An 18,133-nucleotide genomic window follows, 5' to 3' on the forward strand; every position below is an offset into this window, starting at 1 on the left:
AAAATCACAATAATTTTATTTACTTAAATACATTCTTCTACGCTGATATAAGTCATAAAACTCATCGTCTTTAAGACTGTCGATAAACAAGATGCTTTCACCTGTACTCTTCATTTCAGGCCCCAGATTCTTATTAACGTTAGGGAATTTATTGAATGAGAACACCGGCTGTTTGATTGCATATCCTTCTAATTTAGGATTAAAATCAAAATCAGTAACTTTTTTATCGCCAAGCATTACTTTAGTGGCATAGTTCACATACGGTTCGCCATAAGCTTTAGCTATAAAAGGTACTGTTCTGGAAGCTCTCGGATTCGCTTCAATGATATACACCTTATCATCTTTAATTGCGAACTGAATATTTATCAAGCCTACAGTATTTAAAGCAAGTGCAATCTTTTTAGTATGATCTTTTATCTGCTGCATTACAAACTCACCTAGATTAAAAGGAGGTAAAGTAGCATTTGAATCACCAGAGTGAATTCCACAAGGCTCGATGTGCTCCATTATACCAATGATATATACATTCTCACCGTCACAAATTGCATCCGCCTCCGCTTCTATGGCACCATCCAGGTAATGATCCAACAACAATTTATTATTTGGAATCTTTCTTAGAAGATCAACAACATGCTCCTCTAGTTCTTCTTTGTTGATAACAATTTTCATTCCTTGTCCTCCCAATACATAAGACGGTCTTACCAGGATTGGAAAATCTAATTCATCCGCAAGAGCCAAAGCCTCGTCTGCATTTTCGGCTACACCAAATTCCGGATAAGGAATATTATTCTCTTTAAGTAAAGTTGAAAAACTTCCACGATCTTCAGCTAGATCTAAGGCTTCGAAGCTCGTACCAATAATCTTTATACCGTATTTATCCAACTTCTCAGCAAGTTTAAGAGCAGTTTGACCTCCAAGCTGAACGATCACTCCTTCAGGTTTTTCATGCCTGATAATGTCGTATATATGTTCCCAGAATACAGGTTCAAAATATAATTTATCAGCCGTATCAAAATCCGTAGATACGGTTTCAGGATTACAGTTAATCATGATGGTCTCATAACCACACTCTGCAGCCGCTAAAACCCCATGTACACAACAGTAATCAAACTCAATTCCCTGACCAATTCGGTTAGGTCCCGAACCAAGAACTACAATTTTCTTCTTATCGGTAACCACACTCTCATTGGCTACATACGTTTCTCCGGAAGCGGTTTCTATTTCATCTTCAAAAGTAGAATAGTAATAAGGAGTTTGAGCTTTAAATTCTGCAGCACAAGTGTCGACCAATTTATACACCCGTTTAATTCCTAAATCTTCGCGCTTATTATATACTTCACTTTCCCAGCATTTTACCATATGGGCTATTTGTCGGTCAGCAAAACCTTTTTGCTTTGCTTCCAGCAACAACTGCTTAGGCAAAGATTCAATAGTATTGTATGTGGAAATCTTTTTCTCCAATGCATCCAGTTCCTCAAATTGCTTCAAGAACCACATATCTATTTTTGTAATTTCGTGTATGCGGCTCAGTGGAATTCCAAGTTGTATAGCATCATAAATTGCAAATACCCTATCCCAGCTGGCATTCGTTAATTTATCAATTATCTGATCATAATTGGTATATCCTTTTCCATCTGCTCCAAGACCATTCCTTTTAATTTCTAGTGATTGAGTAGCTTTATGTAATGCTTCCTGGAAAGATCTTCCGATTCCCATTACCTCTCCTACCGACTTCATTTGTAATCCTAAAGTACGATCTGAACCTTCAAATTTATCAAAGTTCCAACGAGGAATCTTAACGATAACATAGTCCAAGGTCGGTTCAAATAAAGCAGATGTTGATTTTGTAATCTGGTTATCCAATTCATCTAAGGTATAACCTATGGCTAGCTTAGAAGCTATTTTTGCAATTGGATATCCTGTAGCTTTTGATGCTAAAGCAGAAGAACGAGATACACGCGGATTAATTTCAATAGCAATAATATCTTCTTTTTCATCCGGACTCACAGCAAACTGAACATTACATCCCCCTGCAAAATCACCTATACTGCGCATCATCTTGATAGCCATATCCCGCATACGTTGGAAAGTTCTATCAGAAAGTGTCATAGCCGGGGCTACAGTAATAGAATCTCCAGTATGAATCCCCATCGGATCCATATTTTCGATAGTACAGATAATTACAACATTATCATTTTTATCTCTTAAAAGCTCCAGCTCATATTCTTTCCATCCCATCATGGCTTTATCAATCATCACCTCGTGAATTGGTGAAATCTCTAAACCACGACTTAACAATTCGTCAAAGTCTTCCTTCTCATAAACTATTGAAGCTCCTGCACCACCAAGCGTATATGAAGCTCTAATTACTAATGGGAATCCAAATTCCTGAGCAATTTCTTTACCTTTCAAAAAAGAGGAAGCTGTTGCCTGAGGTGCCATTGGAACGTCAATTTTCCCCATAAGCTCACGAAACTGCTCTCTATCTTCAGTGATATTTATAGCTTCAATATCAACACCTATAATTTCTACTCCAAAATCTTCCCAAATACCTTTCTCGTCAGCCTCTATACATAGGTTTAGAGCTGTTTGACCTCCCATCGTTGGAAGCACCGCATCAATATTTGGATGTTCTTTAAGGATTTCAACAATAGACTTGGTAGTCAAAGGTTTCAAATAAACATGATCGGCCATTTTAGGATCTGTCATAATCGTAGCAGGATTGCTATTGATTAGTACAGTTTCAATCCCGTCTTCTCTTAGTGATCTAAGTGACTGAGATCCTGAATAATCAAACTCACATGCTTGCCCGATAATTATTGGGCCCGAACCGATAATTAAAATACAATTGAGGTCTTTTCTTTTTGGCATCTTCCTGGTGTTGTGTAATTTAAACGAATTCTTTCTATAAGATATAAAAAAAAGGTGTTACTAATAAAAGTAACACCTTCATATTTTAAAAAATACTGATATCATTATTTTTTATGTCTTGGTTCAGAAGACACACTTAATTTCTTTCTTCCTTTTGCTCTTCTTTTAGCAAGCACCTTTCTACCGTTAGCAGTTGCCATTCTTTCTCTAAACCCGTGCTTGTTTCTTCTTTTTCTTTTAGATGGTTGAAATGTTCTTTTCATGACTTAATATCTTTTTCTAACTTGGTAAATCTATTTATTAGTGCCCGCGCTTCAATTCCTTGTGCAAAGTGCGGCGCAAAAATACAACAAGTTTTTACTTTGACAAACCTTTTTGAAAAAATATTTTTATTTGTTTTTATTAACTTTGGCCTCCAAAATTACTCATTTAATCATGTACAACAAAAATATCAAATTAGTATTAGCAGGATTGACATTAGCCTATGCCGTTTATCAATTTATAGAAGGAAACATCGGCAATGGTATATTCTTAATACTTATTGCGTTAGTCTTTGTATTTCTATATTTCAGAAATGAATTTATACTTTTGGCCTTTCTCAGAATGCGTAAACAAGATTTTGAAGGCACCAAAAAGTGGTTAGATAAAATTAAGAATCCTGAGAGTTCTTTAATAAAAAAGCAACAAGGTTATTATAATTACCTGAATGGTATAATGGCTTCTCAAACAAACTTAACTCAAGCAGAAAAGTACTTTAAGAAAGCACTTAAGTTAGGACTATCCATGGGTTACGATAAGGCAATGGCAAAATTAAGCCTGGCGGGTATTGCCATGCAAAAAAGAAGAAAAAGAGAAGCTACTATGTTATTAAATGAAGCTAAAAAACTAGATAAACAAAATATGCTGGCCGATCAGATAAAGATGATGCAACAGCAAATGAAAAAAATCTAAATAAAAGCCGCTTAATGCGGCTTTTATTTTGTTATAAAATAGGAGCCCACAAGCGATTGAATGACTCTTTAATTTTTTGAACTTTTGATCTATTTCTCCACGAATCTAAAGCTAGCTCTCTACAACTCTTTAGATCTTCATTAAATACCTCAGAAAGCTCTTTGGTTATTGCCCGGTCGTAAACCAATGCATTGATCTCAAAATTAATATTGAAACTTCTGTAATCCATATTCGAAGTACCAACAGTAGCAAATACATCATCGACCACCATAGTTTTTGCATGAACAAATCCCTTCGTGTAAAGATAAACCCTGACTCCAGACTCCAGCATTTCTTCTACAAATGAAAAACCGGCATATTGTGCCGCCCATGAATCTCCTTTTTCAGGCAAAATCAATTTCACCTCCACGCCACTTCGCGCAGCAGAAGTAATAGCAGTCTTAACCTCATCATTAGGAATAAAATAAGGAGTGGTTATATATATACTTTTATCAGCAGTATTTATTGCAGTAAAAATAGCCTCCATAATACTCGCCCAGTCACTATCAGGACCGCTAGCCGCAATTTGAACTAAAGCTTTATCATTGACCTCTGGTTTTGGAAAAAAGTGATCCTCAATAACAAGGTCATAATCTGTCAAAAAATCCCAATTAAGTAAAAAATGTAATTGTAGGGATCCGACAGCCTCACCTTCAATACGCAAATGAGTATCTCGCCAATACCTGTCAGAACCTGGAATATTCACGTATCGATCAGTAACATTTATACCTCCAACATATCCAACTTTCCCATCGATTACGGCTATTTTTCTATGATTTCTATAATTCAGCTTACTGGTAAATTTCGGGAAGTAAACCGGCATAAAAGGATGATACGTTACCCCGGCTTCCTTCAATTTCTTGTAAGCTCTCGAAGTAAGCTTACTTCCCACATAATCATAGCTAAGCCTTACCTTCACTCCATCTTTCGATTTTTTACAAATCAAATCAATTAATTGCCCACCAATAATATCATCCTCAATTATATAATATTCCAGATGAATGGTCTTTTCCGCTTTATCTATATCTTCAAAGAGGGCTTTAAATTTTTGTTCACCATTCAGAAGAACCTTAACCCTATTGTGAATTGTTAATGGAGAACGCTCTGATCGGAAAAGTAGCTTTACCAACCTAATCTTATCTTCCAGAAGATTGTCCTCAATTCGCTGAATAATATCCGAATCCAAAAACAAAGAGTTCTTCCACTCCTTAATCCGGTGTTGATTTAAAACATTTTTCCTTTCGAAGATTTTGCTTTTACGATATTCCTGTCCAAATAGATAATAAATAACAATTCCTACAAACGGGAATGCTAAAAGTAAAATTAAATAAGAGAGGGTTTTGGTTGGGTTAACATTACTTAAGATAATACTTATAGCAGTGATCACTGCTATAAGATAGTTAAGCCCTAATAAAAGCTCCCAGGAATAATTTTTTAATACTTCAAACACTATTTAGCTTTCGAATAATATCCTTTTTTCGGAATTTCTATCTGATACTTCTTTCTTGATGCATTATTCAAATACGAATCTCTCAACCAGGGATTATGGATTTTCAACACCTTGTAGTTAATGTCAAACTTTTTGGCAAAATCAGCAAAATCCGTAACAGGCGTATCTACCTGTACTTCATATGTAGGAATATGCTTGTACAGATGGCTTTCATCCAGATTAAAGCCATATGCTTTCGGATCTGACAATATTTCTTTAATAGCCAGAATTCTAAAAACATATCTTCTAGTCTCTTCACCAAGTAACAAATCGTAATAATCTGCTACCTTTTGACGATCCAATTGTCTGGTTACACCTGCCATTCCAGCATTGTAGGCTGCTGCTGCCAGAGTCCATGACCCTAGTTTTTCTTTAGCATCTTTTATATACTCACAGGCAGCTTCGGTTGATTTTACAACATGATATCGTTCATCAACATTATCATTAACCTCCAGCCCATAATCCTTTCCTGTACCCTTCATTATTTGCCAGAACCCTGTTGCTCTTGCCGGTGAAACTACATTTTGTAAGCCACTTTCAATAACTGCTAAATATTTAAAATCATCTGGAACACCATGTTTCTTCAGAATTGGCTCTATGATTGGAAAATACTTGTTGGCCCTTTTAATCAATAACAACCCGTTAGATTGCCAATAAGTATTTACCAATAATTCCCTGTCCAGACGTTCCCAAACATCCGGATCAGAGAGTGGCACTTCTTCTCCAGCAAAGTCTATCTTCTCAGGAAGATCTAAAGCATATACATTATAATCTTTTGTTTTTTCGTTTAATAAAACCGAGTCCTTACCTACAACCGACTCAAACTCCTGCTCTGATTGAGCTGCATTTATAAACATACTTGCTACTACAATAGCTCCAACACTCATTAAAAAAAACTTTACGTACTTCATTTTGAAATTTAATATTATTTCTTAAAAAATCTTTGTAGAGTAAAGATACAAAAGCGTTTCACTCCTCTAATATTAATCTGGGTAAATTCTCGTTAAACCATTTAAATCTATTAATAATCATTACATGAGTTCCTCCCGGAACCTCTATACAATCATCTATATAAGCCCTTGGGAATACTGCATCTTTTTCTCCGTGTATATGAACAACGTCTGGAAGCGGTTTTTCTTGCTTCCAATTTACTACTTTATCAATAGACCAATCCAAATAATATTTATCTCTTACAGATAAATATTGTTGATATAGATCAAGTCTTTTAGTAACGACATCCCCAAAGGCATATTTCGCCAACAATTCAATATTATTTGCCAGTCCTGTTGGTAAAATTTTGTGAGCATTGGTATATCTCGCAAATAGCATTCTCTTAGGTAACTCTTTAGTACTTTTCACACTAGATATCACGATTAACTTCCTTACCGGAATTATTTTTGCCATTTCCTGAACAAGTATTCCCCCGAATGAAACTCCAATTAAAACAGGGTCCTTATGCTTAATATATTGCGACATCCGACTGGCATATTCTTGTAAAGACTCTCCCTTTTCAGGGATGATCCATTCTAAGTAATGACAATCAAACCTGTCTTCAGGTAACTTTATATTTTTAAATATCAAAGAACTGGCTGCCATACCAGGCATTAAGTAAACTGGAACTTTTTCTACTGGTTTAACCATGTTAATTTAATGTAAAATAGGGTCTTATCTATTTTTTTAGTAATTTTGCACCAACAAAAGTAGCTAATTCTTTTCCAAACCATCAATTTTAAGCTTTAACAACGAATGATTAACTATAGTATAAGACAGATAATAAAACTGTTCAAATACACTATTATTCTTATTAATTTTGATAAATAGATCTAAATCCCTCAAATGATGAATGATGTTTCTATTACAGACAATGATTTTTTACGCCAATTCGAAACAACCACTGATGGAGTTTTGGCTAAAATCGAATACGCTCTACAGGAAAGAAAAATTTTCTTAACAAAAATGGTGATTCCAGAAGAGGTTACCGATGTAGCGTTTAAAGACAATTTTATTAAGGCTGTGCTTAAGCACATTGAAGAACAAAATTTGAAAGTTGTCCCTACCGCTCCTGAAATTGCTGGATTTTTGAGAAAACACAAAGAATACAAGGACCTTTTACCTGTAGGGATAAGAATTTAAACCAAAAAAAAGGAGTTAACCTCAAAATTAACTCCTTTTTTTTATGCCTTTACAGTTTCTGTATTTGTAACAAAATCAAACCTTACCATTCCATCATCGTCGATCTTTTTCAGTTTGACCTCGTGAAGCGTATTGACCAATTCGGGATTCCACGGAGCTTTGACTTTTACGTAATTTTCTGTAAAGCCATAAATATACCCCTCTTTATTTTCTCCCTCAAATAGTACTGTTCGGGTGGTTCCTAATTGACTTTCATAAAAAGCCCGACGTTTTTTAGCTGACAAACCTCTCAACATTTTACTGCGCTTTGATCTCACCTTCTTATCTACAATTCCCTCCATGCTAGCCGCTTCTGTATTATCTCGCTCCGAATAGGTAAAAACATGAAGGTATGAAATATCCAGATCATTCAAAAAGTGATAAGTTTCTAAAAAATGCGCATCGGTTTCCCCGGGAAAACCCACAATCACGTCAACGCCTATACATGCATGCGGCATCAACTCTTTTATTTTACGTACCCGGTCTACGTATAATTCCCGTAGATATCGGCGCTTCATTTTCTTCAGAAGATCATTGCTACCACTTTGTAATGGAATATGAAAATGAGGTACAAATGCTCTTGATTGCGACACAACTGTAATCGTCTCATCCTTTAGCAGGTTAGGCTCAATCGATGAAATCCTTAAACGCTCTATACCATCTACTTCATCCAGAGCCTTTACCAAATCAAGAAAGGTATGCTCGTGGCGTTTATTACCAAATTCCCCCTTACCGTAATCCCCGATATTCACACCAGTTAAAACTATTTCTTTGATGTTTTGTTCAGATATTTCACGAGCATTCTTCAGTACATTATCCAAAGTATCACTTCGGGAAATTCCTCGAGCTAGTGGAATTGTACAATAAGTACACTTGTAATCACAGCCGTCCTGAACTTTTAAAAAAGCCCTTGTCCTGTCACCAATAGAATAACTCCCCACATAAAAATCAGCATCTTCAATTTCGCACGAATGTACTTCACCAAAGTCATTCTTGGAAAGATCATTCAAATAATCAGTAATTTTAAACTTTTCAGTAGCTCCAAGCACTAAATCAACCCCTTCAACATCTGCCAATTCCTCTGGTTTAAGCTGAGCATAACAACCAACTGCAGCCACAAAAGCATCTGCGTTTATTTTTTGCGCCTGTTTAACGATACGCTTAAATTGCCTATCGGCATTTTCAGTAACTGAGCAAGTGTTAATTACATATATATCTGCCTTTTCCTCAAAATCCACTCGATCAAAACCTTCATTCTGAAAACTCCGGGCAATGGTAGACGTTTCTGAAAAATTCAGTTTACATCCTAATGTATAAAAAGCTACTTTTTTTCTTTCCATGGCGAACTTATTTCGCTATCTAATTATATTTACATCATCAATAAAAGAGATCACTCCTTTTTGGGAGTGCAAATATACCAACTAATTCTTGTATGATAAAATATAGACTTAACAGCTTTCCCAATCTAATTACGTTCATATCAATAAGTTGCATTGTTGCACTATTCATTTCATGCAAAAAACAAAATAGAAACAATTACGACCATCTCGTCTTTAGATATAACGAACATATGAATATCCTGTCTCTGGATCCTGCATTTGCCAGGGTAAATAGCGATATATGGGCGGTTAATCAGTTATTTAACGGATTGGTAGAACTTGATGATTCCCTCCTCATAACCCCTGGTATTGCTAAAAAATGGACCGTCTCTGAGGATGCACTCACCTATAAGTTTACGCTTCGACATGATGTATATTTCCACAAACATCCCTTATTCGGAAAAGACAGCACCCGGCTTGTTACTGCATACGATTTCGAATATAGCTTTAATCGACTTTTAGACCCTGAATTAGCTTCACCCGGTAAATGGGTATTAAATAATGTAGATGACTTTAAAGCTGAAAACGACACCACCTTCACCATCCAATTAAAACAAGCATTTCCGGCCTTTGTAGGCCTCTTAACCACCAAGTACTGCTCGGTGGTACCAGAAGAAATTGTAGAACATTACGGTCAGGAATTTAGAAGAAACCCCATTGGTACCGGACCATTTAAATTTAAATTATGGGAAGAAAACGTAAAACTGGTATTTAGAAAAAATGAACTTTATTTCGAAAAGGATCAAAGTGGTAAAGCACTTCCCTATCTCGAAGCAGTAGCGATTACTTTTTTGCCTGACAAACAAAGTGAATTTCTACAATTTGTTCAGGGTAATATTGATTTCTTAAATTATTTAGATGCTTCTTACAAAGATGAACTTTTGAGCACAACAGGAGAATTACAACCTCAATACAGAGATTGGGTACGCATCGTAACCGCTCCGTATTTGAACACCGAATATCTTGGAATTTATATGGAGGGTGACACAAAAGAAACCCAATCCATCCTTATTCGCAAGGCACTTAATTACGGTTTCGACCGAAAAAAAATGATTAAATATTTACGCAACGGTATTGGCACCCCAGCAGAAAATGGATTTATCCCAAAAGGACTGTCGGGTCATAATACTAATATAGGATACAGCTATCAACCTGAAATAGCCAAAGAACTAATAAATAGATATAAAAAAGAAACAGGTATTTCTCAACCCGAAATAACCATCACCACAGATGTCAACTATTTAGATGTTTGTGAATATATACAACGGGAAGTTGAAAAAATTGGATTAATCATCAATATCAATGTTGTCCCGTCGTCAACCCTGAGACAAAGCAAGGCTACAGGAAAACTTGCCGTATTCAGAGCAAGTTGGGTAGCCGATTATCCAGATGCAGAAAATTACCTCTCCCTTTTTTACAGCAAAAATTTTGCTCCCAACGGACCGAACTACACTCATTTTTCAGATGACACATTCGACAAGTGGTATCAAAAAGCCTTAAAAGAACCCAACGATTCTATTCGCACAATTTTATATAAAAAAATGGATAGCCTGGTAATAAGTAAAGCTCCTGTTGTACCTCTATACTATGACGAAGCCATTCGATTTACCCATAAAAACCTTAAAGGTTTAAACGCTAATCCGGTAAATATGCTAAACTTAAAAAAGGTTTCTAAAGTCCCGGCAAAAAAATAGATCGTAGGTTTGTTTTAGTTTTTTTTTCGTAACTTAATGTATTCAACTCCTAAAGTTCTAATGATTATGTCTGGGAGATCGAATGCAATATCAAAAACTGTTCAGAAAAAAAAGAACAGAACACCCCTCGGCAAACTTAGCCGACTAGAACAATACGGCAGTTTACTAACCAAAAAACAAGAGAGTCAAAAATTAAACAGAAAAGAACTTTTAATACAAAACCTCAAATTAAATCAAAAGAAAAAAAAGCAGCAACATAAACGAAATATCCTTATAATTATGGTGTTGATAGGTCTAACCATCCTTATCCTAAGCATTTTCCTTCTCTTTAAATAAAAGGATGATTCAAAACCACCCTAACTCCGGAAAAATATAATTTCATCACATTTCGTAATAAATATCTTTACAGATCATCCACACCTAACAAATTGATTCCGTGACAAGTAAACATAAAACAACTCAACCAGTCTTGCTTAATAAAATATTATCGTTAAAGATTAGACACTAAAATACGAACCAAGGACAATCTGGATTTTTTTCATTTAGAGCAATAGGAATTATCTCCTGTGGTTCGAAAATTCGATGTGCTGCTTAATTAAAACACGCGATCGGCCAATTCCGGCTTGTTAGTTTTTCCTATACTTTTTTGTTTCTTCAAAAACAAATTCAAGTATTGCAGCCTCTTGCTCAGTAAACTCAATACCTCTTCGTTTCATCACTACCCTGGATGTTTCAAAAGCCTTTTTAGGTAAATAGGTAGAAAATCCACTAGCACCTCCCCAACTAAAGCTAGGTATAAAATTTCGAGGGAATCCACTACCAAAAATATTTGCACTTACTCCAATAACAGTCCCAGTATTAAACATGGTATTAATCCCACACTTACTATGATCTCCCATTGTCAGTCCACAAAACTGAAGTCCGGTTCTGGCAAACCCCTCTGTCTCATAACTCCAGACTCTTACCTGATCGTAATTATTTTTAAGATTAGAAGTATTTGTATCCGCTCCAATATTGCACCATTCACCCAAAACGGAATTCCCTAGATACCCCTCATGACCTTTATTCGAATTCGCAAACATAACCGAATTGGTTATTTCGCCTCCTCCCTTGCAATGTGGCCCGATGGTTGTTGGTCCATATATTCGAGTACCCATTTTCAGTACAGCCTCATCACCCAGGGCAAATCCTCCACGAATCATACTCCCTTCCATAACAAGAGCATCCTTACCAATATAAATAGGACCTGTAGAGGCATTTAAGGTACAAAATTCAACCTGAGCCCCTTCTTCCAAAAATATATTCTCAGCACAAACAACATTATTGGTATTGGAAATTGGAATACTTTTACGGTCTTTTGTCATCAATTCAAAATCAGCCTCTATTGCTGCACCGTTTTTACTAAAAATATCCCAGGTATGCTCAACAGTAATCAGCTCACCATGATATTCAACAACTTCATATGACTCCAAATCAATTTCTTCCTGAGTGTCTGAAGTGTAAAAAGCAACCACATCATCCTCATAAAAAATAGCCTGATTATTCCGTAGGTTCTTCACCATTTCAACCAATTTCTCATTTGGAAGAACCGAAGAGTTTATTAATACATTATGCTCCATTTCTACCATAGGGTATTTTTCAGACAGATACTCTTCTGTAATAGTAGTAGTGGTATACCCAAGATATTTTTCCCACTTTTCACGAATGGTTAAGATTCCAATACGAATATCGGCAACAGGACGTGTATAGGTGAAAGGCAACAAAGCATTTCTTGCCGGTCCGTCGAATAAAATATAGTTCATACGGCTTACAACTTAGATGTAATTTATTAATCAAAAATAAAAAATAGACATCACTTTAACCTTACTTTAAGGACACCTTTTTCTTATGAAATAAAAAAACCTCTGAAAATTCAGAGGTTTTAATTTTATGATATTGTAAAAAACGCTTATTTCTTGAATTTAGCGTATTTGTTTTTAAATTTATCGATACGACCAGCTGTATCTACTAATTTAGCCTTACCAGTATAGAAAGGGTGTGAAGTTCTAGATATTTCTAATTTGATCAATGGATACTCAACACCATCCACATCAATAGTCTCTTTAGATTCTGCTGCAGACTTAGTGATAAAAACATCGTCGTTAGACATATCTTTAAATGCCACTAATCTATAACCTTCTGGATGTATACCTTTTTTCATCGCCTTAATTTTATTATCGCTTATTACGTTTGTCGAATTTTCAGAGGTGCAAATTTAAGCATATTTTATAAACTAACAACACATTAGCTTAAAAAATCATCTATAAGTTTAAATTTCTTCTTTTCGTGTAACAAATGTACGGAGTTTATTACTAATTTCACATAACAAATTAATTATATAACATGGAGAACACTCAACCAAAGACAGGCAAATTTGCTTTAAGATTCGGATTAATTCTTGGTGCAATTAGTATTGTTTTTAGTCTAATGCTATTTTCTTTAGACATGCACTACGAACAAAACACTGCCGCAGGCATTATCGGAATTGTGGTCATGGCCGCTGTAGTTTCAATTGCAATTTTTCAATACAGGAAGGCCAACAACAATGTTTTAACATTATCTCAGGCTTTAAAAGTTGGAATCGGGGTTGCCCTAATCGCTGGGGTTATTGGTGTAATATACCAATACCTATTAGTAAATGTAATTGATGCGAGTTTTATGGAGAAATTCGCTGAGATGCAGCGAGCAAAATTAACCGAAATGGGCAAATTCACCAGTGAAGAAATTGACAAGCAGATTGAAGCCAGCAAAAATTATTTCTGGATAGGTTACCCTATTGCTCTTATCATGAGTCTTTTCTTTGGGTTTATCGTATCACTTATAGCAGGTCTTATTATGAAAAAGGCTCCAAGTGAATACTAATTATTATCTTTGAAACTTAAATCGACTCAGAGATAACGTACATGAATATATCAGTAGTAATACCGCTACTTAACGAATATGAATCATTAAACGAACTTCACGATTGGATTGCTAAGGTTATGCAGTCCAATCGTTTTTCGTATGAAATCATCTTTATTGATGACGGAAGCACTGATGATTCCTGGAAAAAAATCAAAAATCTTTCCCAGAAGGACTCCAATGTAAAAGGAATCCGTTTCTTTAAAAATTATGGTAAATCACAAGCTTTACATGCCGGCTTTAATTTAGCCCAGGGAGATGTGGTTATAACCATGGATGCCGACTTACAAGACAACCCGGAAGAAATACCTGAACTTTTCAATCTTATCATTAAAGAAAAAAATGACTTAGTCTCAGGCTGGAAAAAGAAGCGATACGATTCGGTAATTTCAAAAAATTTACCTTCAAAACTCTTTAATTGGGCGGCAAGAAAAACATCAGGAGTAAAACTTCACGATTTTAACTGCGGCCTCAAAGCCTACAGAAATGAGGTTATTAAAAATATAGATGTATACGGAGAAATGCATCGATATATCCCCGTCTTGGCAAAAAATGCTGGTTTCAAGAATATCAGTGAGAAAGTTGTTCAACATCAAGCCCGAAAATATGGTAAAACTAAATTTGGGATGGAGCGCTTTATTAATGGTTTTCTGGATTTAATTACAATTTGGTTTATATCTAAATTCGGTAAGAGACCTATGCACTTTTTTGGAGCGCTGGGAGTACTCATGTTTTTCATAGGCTTCCTGACAGCTGGATTTATAGGTGTTTCGAAATTATATAAATTATACCACGATTTGCCCACCATACTGGTAACCCAAAACCCTTGGTTTTATATATCTTTGACCACTATGATTATCGGTACTCAGCTCTTCATGGCTGGCTTTTTAGGTGAAATTATCCTAAGAAATAAACGTACCAGTAATGAACGATATAAAATTTCTGAAATGATTAACACATAAGTGTTATGACTTAATAACAATATTTTATGGACATCTCTTTAGAAAAAGTAATGGACAATGCCAAAAAATGGCTTAGCAGTTCATTTGATGCTGATACGAAAAAAGAAGTACAGGATTTAATAAATAATAACCCTGAAGAACTAAAAGAACGATTTTATAAAGATCTTGAATTCGGAACCGGAGGAATGCGGGGGGTAATGGGTGTTGGAACTAATCGTATAAATAAATATACCCTGGGAAAAAACACACAGGGATTAAGCAATTACCTGAAAAAAGTATATCCCGAAGCTGCGCATAAAGTGGCTATTGCCTACGATTGCCGACACAATAGTAATACACTTGCCAAAGTTGTAGCCGATGTTTTGTCTGCAAACGGGATAACCGTATACCTGTTTTCAGAATTACGCCCAACTCCCGAGCTTTCTTTTGCCGTTAAATATTTAGATTGTCAGTGTGGAATTGTATTAACGGCCTCACATAATCCACCCGAATATAACGGATATAAAGTTTATTGGACAGACGGAGGACAAATAGTACCTCCGCAAGATGGTGAAATAATTAATGAGATTAACTCACTCGATTTTACCGATATCAACTTTAATTCAAACGAAAGCTTAATTAAATTTATAGATAAAGACGTTGATGAAGCCTTTATCAATGCTTCCCTTGAAAATGGAAGCTTTAATGCCAAAGGAAAAGATCAGTTTAAAATTGTCTTCACCTCACTTCACGGAACCTCAATAACGACGGTTCCCGAAGTCCTAAAAAGAGCAGGATTTGATGTTCATATTGTTGAAGAACAAGCGAAACCGGATGGTAACTTCCCTACTGTTCAATCTCCAAACCCTGAAGAACCTGAAGCCTTGACAATGGCACTTAAAATGGCCGATGAAATAGATGCTGACATGGTCGTTGGTACCGATCCGGACTGTGATCGTCTGGGCATCGCGGTTAGAGACCTCCACGGTAAAATGATTTTACTTAACGGTAATCAGACTATGGTGATGATGACTAAGTTTTTATTAGATCAATGGAAAAGGAAAGATCAAATAAAAGGTAACGAATTTATAGCCTCAACAATCGTATCTACGCCAATGATGAATGAACTGGCAAATGCTTACGGGGTAGAATACAAAATTGGACTTACCGGTTTTAAATGGATTGCTAAAATGATTAAAGACCATCCAGAACAACCTTTCATTGGAGGTGGTGAAGAAAGTTTCGGATTTATGGTTGGTGATTTCGTTAGAGATAAAGATGCGGTAACCGCTACCCTACTCGCCTGTGAAATTGCTGCTGAAGCCAAAGCGAATAAAAGCTCCTTTTATAAAGACCTGCTACAGGCATACGTAGATTACGGTTTTTATAAAGAAAAGTTGATTTCAATTACGAAAAAAGGAATTAGTGGTGCAGAAGAAATTAAAAAAATGATGATCGATTTAAGAGAGAAACCTGTTCAATCTATAGATGGCTCTAAAGTTCTCAAAATTGAAGATTATAGCACTTCCATTTCCTACAACCTACAATCCGGAGTTAAGGAATCTATTCAAATTCCAAAGTCTAATGTTCTAATATATTACACTGAAGACGGAACAAAAATAGCAGCCAGACCAAGTGGTACCGAGCCAAAGATCAAGTTTTATATTAGTGTAAATAAGCCTTTAGAATCAATAGACGACTTTGAAGCTACCCAGAATGAACTCGATAGCAAAATTGACCGTATTATCAAAGAACTGAACTTCAATTAATGGATTATTTCAAAAAAATACTAGGCTTTGCCAAACCTTACAAAAGGTATGCGTATTTAAACATCTTCTTTAATATCCTTTACGCGTTATTCGGAACATTGTCATTTGTAGCATTGGTTCCAGTATTAAAAGTAATTTTTGGTGATAAAAAAGAAGTATATACCAAACCCGTATATGAAGGACTCGGATCTTTAAAAGATTATACCCAAGATTACCTGAATTATGAGTTATCAACACTGATAACAACTTATGGCAGTTTTAAAGTTCTGATGCTAATGGTCGGCATCATCATTTCTTTATTTTTATTAAAAAACATATCGAATTACATGGCGATGTACTACATTACATTTTTACGTAATGGAGTTTTAAAAGATATCCGTAATGCCATGTACAATAAGGTAGTTGCGCTACCGCTTTCGTTTTATTCAGAAAAGAGAAAAGGTGACACTATTTCAAAAATAAGCGCAGATGTAGAAGAGGTAAGAAACTCACTATTATCTGTACTGGAAATGATTGTACGAGAGCCCTTAACGATATTATTCTCGTTAATTGCCATGTTTGTTTTTAGCATGAAGTTAACCTTATTTGTGTTCGTATTTATTCCAATATCTGGATTTCTAATTTCTAAAATTGGTAAATCTCTTAAAAAGAAATCCGTAAAAGTACAGCAAGAACAAGGTATATTTCTTTCCATCCTTGAAGAAACAATGTCGGGACTAAGAATCATTAAGGCATTTAATGCAGAAGATGCTTTTCAAAAAAAGTTTGAAGCTTCCAATGAGCGATATTACCGATTCTCAAACTCCGTTTTGAACCGACAGAATCTAGCTTCCCCAATGAGTGAACTTATGGGAATCATCGTTATCGGCATATTATTGGTATATGGTGGATATCTGGTTTTCATTGACGATAGTATGGAAGCAAGTTTTTTTATAGGATATATCACTCTTGCTTATAATATACTCACACCGGCAAAAGGAATTTCGAAGGCAAGCTATAGCTTAAAAAGAGGTAACGGAGCAGCAGAAAGGATTCTGGAACTACTAAACACCGAAAATCCCATTAAGGACGCTCCTGATGCCATTGTTAAAAACAGTTTCGAAAAAGAAATACGCATTAACAATATATCGTTCAAATATGAAAACGATTATGTCCTTAAAAACTTTTCTGCAACGATTCCTAAAGGTAAAACTATTGCCTTGGTTGGTCAATCCGGTAGCGGAAAAAGCACCATAGCCAATCTTATTACACGATTTTATGATATCGATGAAGGAAGTATCGAAATTGATAATATCAACATCAAACAAATAACCAAGCATTCCTTACACTCTTTAATGGGAGTTGTTTCTCAGGACTCTATTCTATTTAATGATACGGTAGCCAACAATATAAAACTAGGAAAGCCGGATGCTACCGATGACGAAATATTAGAAGCAGCCAAAATTGCGAATGCGTATGAATTCATAAAAGATTTGCCAAATGGTTTTGACACAAACGTAGGAGATGCGGGTGGAAAACTAAGTGGCGGACAGAAACAACGTTTATCGATTGCCCGGGCAGTTTTGAAGAACCCCCCTATTATGATTCTCGACGAGGCTACTTCTGCCCTGGATACTGAAAGCGAAAAACTTGTTCAAAAGGCTCTGGAAAACATGATGTTGAACAGAACTTCTGTGGTTATTGCCCATAGACTATCTACTATACAAAACGCTGATCAAATTATTGTTATGCAGAAAGGAGAAATTGTAGAGCAAGGAACACACAATGAATTGCTCAACCTAAAAGGAACCTACAGAAAATTGGTTGAAATGCAATCCTTTGAATAAAAATAAAAAAGGATGTAACCTTTGAAAGCTACATCCTAACCAAAATAATGCAATATAATATA

The 18,133-nt window shown here is 35.6% G+C and carries 15 protein-coding genes; 7 read left to right on the forward strand and 8 right to left on the reverse strand.

The features are described from left to right. Window positions 1-15: 15 nt before the first annotated feature. Both carB and rpmH read right to left on the reverse strand, forming a co-directional pair. A complete protein-coding gene (carB, locus tag P278_RS08135) occupies window positions 16-2,871 on the reverse strand; it encodes a carbamoyl-phosphate synthase large subunit (RefSeq protein ID WP_038264762.1) in 2,856 nt (951 codons plus the stop codon). 104 nt (window positions 2,872-2,975) lie between these two features. After that, window positions 2,976-3,134 carry a 50S ribosomal protein L34 gene (rpmH, locus tag P278_RS08140; RefSeq protein WP_038264765.1) on the reverse strand — a complete coding sequence of 53 codons (159 nt, stop codon included), beginning with the start codon at window positions 3,132-3,134 and terminating at the stop codon, window positions 2,976-2,978. A 172-nt stretch (window positions 3,135-3,306) separates the two neighbouring features. On the opposite strand from rpmH, the gene P278_RS08145 reads away from it, so the two are divergent. Beyond that, window positions 3,307-3,822 carry a membrane protein gene (locus tag P278_RS08145; RefSeq protein ID WP_038264767.1) on the forward strand — a complete coding sequence of 172 codons (516 nt, stop codon included), beginning with the start codon at window positions 3,307-3,309 and terminating at the stop codon, window positions 3,820-3,822. A gap of 31 nt (window positions 3,823-3,853) precedes the next feature. On the opposite strand, the gene cls is transcribed toward P278_RS08145, so the two are convergent. The 3 genes from cls to P278_RS08160 are packed head-to-tail and all read right to left on the reverse strand — an operon-like array spanning window position 3,854 to window position 6,991. Then, window positions 3,854-5,311 (reverse strand): cardiolipin synthase, encoded by a 1,458-nt coding sequence (gene cls, locus P278_RS08150; protein ID WP_038264771.1) that lies wholly within the window; start codon window positions 5,309-5,311, stop codon window positions 3,854-3,856. Continuing rightward, window positions 5,311-6,261, reverse strand: coding sequence for a lytic transglycosylase domain-containing protein (locus tag P278_RS08155; protein WP_038264774.1), 951 nt, complete (start codon window positions 6,259-6,261; stop codon window positions 5,311-5,313). The genes cls and P278_RS08155 overlap by 1 nt, the downstream gene beginning before the upstream one ends. A gap of 58 nt (window positions 6,262-6,319) precedes the next feature. Continuing rightward, entirely contained in the window at window positions 6,320-6,991 is a 672-nt protein-coding gene (locus tag P278_RS08160) for an alpha/beta fold hydrolase (protein WP_038264777.1), read from the reverse strand. A gap of 198 nt (window positions 6,992-7,189) precedes the next feature. Between P278_RS08160 and P278_RS08165 the strand changes: the two genes are divergently transcribed. Next, a complete protein-coding gene (locus P278_RS08165; protein WP_038264781.1) occupies window positions 7,190-7,483 on the forward strand; it encodes a GNAT family N-acetyltransferase in 294 nt (97 codons plus the stop codon). A gap of 41 nt (window positions 7,484-7,524) precedes the next feature. Here P278_RS08165 and mtaB read toward each other — a convergent pair whose 3' ends face one another. Then, window positions 7,525-8,862 (reverse strand): tRNA (N(6)-L-threonylcarbamoyladenosine(37)-C(2))-methylthiotransferase MtaB, encoded by a 1,338-nt coding sequence (gene mtaB, locus P278_RS08170; RefSeq protein WP_038264784.1) that lies wholly within the window; start codon window positions 8,860-8,862, stop codon window positions 7,525-7,527. A 92-nt stretch (window positions 8,863-8,954) separates the two neighbouring features. Here mtaB and P278_RS08175 point away from each other — a divergent pair, with 92 nt between their 5' ends. Then, window positions 8,955-10,595, forward strand: coding sequence for an ABC transporter substrate-binding protein (locus P278_RS08175; RefSeq protein WP_038264787.1), 1,641 nt, complete (start codon window positions 8,955-8,957; stop codon window positions 10,593-10,595). A gap of 626 nt (window positions 10,596-11,221) precedes the next feature. Here the strand turns inward: P278_RS08175 and P278_RS08185 are convergent. Together P278_RS08185 and P278_RS08190 are read right to left on the reverse strand one after the other, a co-directional pair. Continuing rightward, on the reverse strand, window positions 11,222-12,397 hold the full coding sequence (locus tag P278_RS08185; RefSeq protein ID WP_038264792.1) for a GlmU family protein: 1,176 nt from the start codon (window positions 12,395-12,397) through the stop codon (window positions 11,222-11,224). Between the two features lie 146 nt (window positions 12,398-12,543). After that, the gene (locus tag P278_RS08190; RefSeq protein ID WP_038264794.1) at window positions 12,544-12,795 is read right to left on the reverse strand and encodes a type B 50S ribosomal protein L31; all 252 of its coding nucleotides are present in this window, start codon (window positions 12,793-12,795) and stop codon (window positions 12,544-12,546) included. Between the two features lie 182 nt (window positions 12,796-12,977). Between P278_RS08190 and P278_RS08195 the strand changes: the two genes are divergently transcribed. From P278_RS08195 to P278_RS08210, 4 genes are read left to right on the forward strand one after another with little or no spacing between them, the layout of a single operon-like run. Continuing rightward, the gene (locus P278_RS08195) at window positions 12,978-13,496 is read left to right on the forward strand and encodes a DUF4199 domain-containing protein (protein WP_038264796.1); all 519 of its coding nucleotides are present in this window, start codon (window positions 12,978-12,980) and stop codon (window positions 13,494-13,496) included. A 41-nt stretch (window positions 13,497-13,537) separates the two neighbouring features. Further along, window positions 13,538-14,497 carry a glycosyltransferase family 2 protein gene (locus tag P278_RS08200; RefSeq protein ID WP_038264798.1) on the forward strand — a complete coding sequence of 320 codons (960 nt, stop codon included), beginning with the start codon at window positions 13,538-13,540 and terminating at the stop codon, window positions 14,495-14,497. 26 nt (window positions 14,498-14,523) lie between these two features. Next, window positions 14,524-16,245, forward strand: coding sequence for a phospho-sugar mutase (locus tag P278_RS08205; protein WP_038264801.1), 1,722 nt, complete (start codon window positions 14,524-14,526; stop codon window positions 16,243-16,245). Beyond that, a complete protein-coding gene (locus P278_RS08210; protein WP_038264804.1) occupies window positions 16,245-18,071 on the forward strand; it encodes an ABC transporter ATP-binding protein in 1,827 nt (608 codons plus the stop codon). Before P278_RS08205 ends, P278_RS08210 begins: the two co-directional genes overlap by 1 nt. The last annotated feature ends 62 nt before the right edge of the window (window positions 18,072-18,133 follow it).

The organism is Zhouia amylolytica AD3 (genome assembly GCF_000511935.2).
In the GTDB taxonomy this organism is placed as follows: Bacteria; Bacteroidota; Bacteroidia; order Flavobacteriales; family Flavobacteriaceae; genus Zhouia; species Zhouia amylolytica.